Annotated in this window: 3 protein-coding genes; all 3 read left to right on the top strand. The window is 58.8% G+C overall.

All coding sequences use genetic code 11. The annotated features are described in order from the left end of the window. The coding region (locus AB7S84_RS17110) for an acetate--CoA ligase family protein (protein ID WP_428156014.1) at nt 1–1,889 on the top strand (1,889 nt) is incomplete at its 5' end. Then, a complete protein-coding gene (locus tag AB7S84_RS17115) occupies nt 1,873–2,472 on the top strand; it encodes a 4'-phosphopantetheinyl transferase family protein (RefSeq protein ID WP_020878497.1) in 600 nt (199 codons plus the stop codon). The genes AB7S84_RS17110 and AB7S84_RS17115, both read left to right, overlap by 17 nt. A gap of 113 nt (nt 2,473–2,585) precedes the next feature. Continuing rightward, nucleotides 2,586–2,790 (top strand): hypothetical protein (locus AB7S84_RS17120; RefSeq protein ID WP_428156017.1); only part of this gene is annotated, 205 nt, incomplete at its 3' end.

The following is a 2,790-nucleotide window of genomic DNA, read 5'->3' on the forward strand; positions in this document are numbered from 1 at the left end:
TGAAGGGCATCGTCATCGTTTCGGCGGGTTTCCGGGAGGTCGGAAAAGCGGGGCGCGACATTGAGGATCAAATCGTGGAGATGTGCCGCAAGGCCGACATTCGGCTCATCGGTCCCAACTGTTTAGGGGTGATCAATCCGTTGACCTCTGTCAGCCTCAACGCCAGCTTTTCCAGTCGAATGCCCAAGGCTGGAAACATCTCCTTTATTTCCCAGAGCGGCGCCCTTTGCACGGCCGTGCTTGATTTCGCAGCCGACAGGGATTTCGGATTCTCCAAGTTCATTTCCATCGGCAACAAGGCGGATGTGGATGAACTGGATCTGCTTCGGTATTTTCACCGGGATTTCGATACCGAGGTGATTATGATATATCTGGAAGAGTTGCGCAGAGGTCCCGAGTTCATCGAAGAGGTGAAGAAGATCACGTCGGGTGACCGACCCACACCGATTCTCGTCATCAAGTCCGGCAGAACCGCTGCCGGCGCTCAGGCCGCCGCTTCCCACACCGGGTCGCTTGCCGGCTCGGAGGCGGTATACGACAGCATTTTCGAGCAGGCAGGCATCATCCGCGTGGACTCCATCAACGACCTTTTCGATTTTGCCAGCACCTTCGCTTACAAGAACGAGTCGATGCTGGGAAAATTCAGACGAAAAATTCCCGAGGGGAACCGCGTGGCCATCGTCACCAATGCGGGGGGGCCCGGGATCGTCGCTACGGACATGACCATCTCATCCGGTCTTCAACTTGCCGAATTCAAGGAGGACACCATCGAAACCCTGGCAAGCCATCTGCCGGCGGCGGCCAACCTCCACAACCCGGTGGACGTCATCGGCGACGCGGCCCAGGATCGGTATGAAAACGCATTGGCGGCGGTGATCCGGGACGAAGGGGTCGACGGGGCACTCGTCATCCTGACCCCACAATCCATGACCAACGCCCTGGGTACCGCCGAGGCGGTGGTCAGCATTGCACGACGAACCCACAAACCGATCCTTTGCTGCTTTATGGGGATCGTCGACGTCTCGTCGGGGGTCAAACATCTTCAGGAAAACGGGATCCCGGTTTTTCGTTTTCCGGAGGCCGCGGCCCGGGCTTTTGGCACGCTCTATCGCTATTCCCAATGGTTGAACCGTCAGTCCCTGGCCCAGTTCACCCTGAGTCACGACGTCGCCGGCGCGCGCGACATCATCAACGATTGTCTTGAGCGCGGCCGAACCCGGCTGGGGGAATTCGAAGGCCTCAGACTTCTGGCCTGTTACGGTTTTGATGTGTTGCCCACTGAACTGGCGGCCACTGATGCCGAGGCCGTCGCTGCTGCGGATCGGATCGGGTATCCGGTGGTCCTCAAGATCGTCTCCCCCCAGATACTTCACAAGTCCGACGCCGGCGGGGTGAAAATCGGCATGAAGGACGCCGCGGCGGTCCGGAAGGCCTTCAATCAGATCGTGGAGGGTGCCCGGAACTACAGTGCCGACGCGGAGATCGAAGGGGTGCTTGTCCAGAAAATGGCCGAGCCCGGTCGGGAGGTGATTCTGGGCGCGAACCGATACCCTGTCTTCGGTCCCCTCATCATGTTCGGTTTCGGTGGCATTTTCGTCGAGGTTTTCAAGGATGTCTCGTTCCGCCTTGCCCCCATCGGCCGGAACGAAGCCCGCCGAATGATGCGAAAAATCATGGGATACAAACTCCTCAGGGCCTTCCGGGGTCGTCCGGAATCCGATCTGGCGACCGTGGAGCGGCTTCTGGTCAGTCTTTCGGACATGGTCGTCAATCATTCCGAGATTCAGGAGCTGGACATCAACCCCCTCCTGGTTCATGAACAGGGGCGAGGCGCCACTGTGGCCGACTGTCGAATGATCCTCAAGGCAGCCGATGGCGTTGTCGCCTGAAGCCGCCGTTCATCCGGTAATCCTTCGGGTGCCGGCGGATGCATATCTTCCCCTGGCACCGAGGGACCGGGTCCGTTTTTTGAGTGGCTATGCCCGACAAGCCTTGATCCTTTCCGCGGCGTTACGGGGAGTCGTTCTTGCCCCGGACCAGCTGGTCAAGGACAGCCTCGGCCGACCGCTCTCCGTCGGGGGCGGTTACTGGTCCGTCAGCCACAAACCTCAATATGTCGCGGGAATTTTTTCACCTGAGCCCGTGGGCATCGACATCGAAAGGATCCGGCCATACAACCTCAGGCTCCAATCCAAGGTGGCGACAAACCATGAGTGGCGCTTGGTGAAATCCGACACACCCGACGCTTTTTTCCGCTTTTGGACCGCGAAAGAAGCCGTGCTCAAGATCGGCGGCATCGGCATCGCCGATCTGCTGAAATGCCGCGTCCGACATGTGGACGGACGCCGAGGCCTGTCGTTGCGGTATCGGCATCGGGACTACCGGGTTTGTCACACCTGTGTGGAAGACCATATCGCGGCGGTTGTCCTGGGAAAATTTCCTGTTCAATGGCGATTTCCCGAGTTGCCATGAACCGCTGCGAAGGTTTGACAGCAGGGCTCCCGACCCATATATTAATAAATTACGCCGCGATCTTTTCGGAAGATTCGGGGCCTGTCGTCCGGGATCGGCTATGGGGGGCGATGATGAAACGGATTACAGTAATGGTAGGGATCGGCATGGGCATTGTTCTGGCAGCGATTGCCTTGCACGGATGCCTGTCCTTCAGCCGAGGCGTCGGTCAAACGGTCGCACCCGAGCTGCGTCTGCCGCTTCAGGAAGGCGGTCCTTACACAGGAGCATGGGTTGCGCGCGACCTTGTGTTTTACTATGAATACGTCCGGCAGGGTG

The organism is Desulfococcus sp. (assembly GCF_050178255.1).
Classification (GTDB): Bacteria; Desulfobacterota; Desulfobacteria; order Desulfobacterales; family Desulfococcaceae; genus Desulfococcus; species Desulfococcus multivorans.

Coding starts and splice junctions, on each gene's coding strand:
- AB7S84_RS17115 (WP_020878497.1), top strand. CDS start 1,873: ATGGCGTTGTCGCCTGAAGCCGCCGTTCATCCGGTAATCCTTCGGGTG.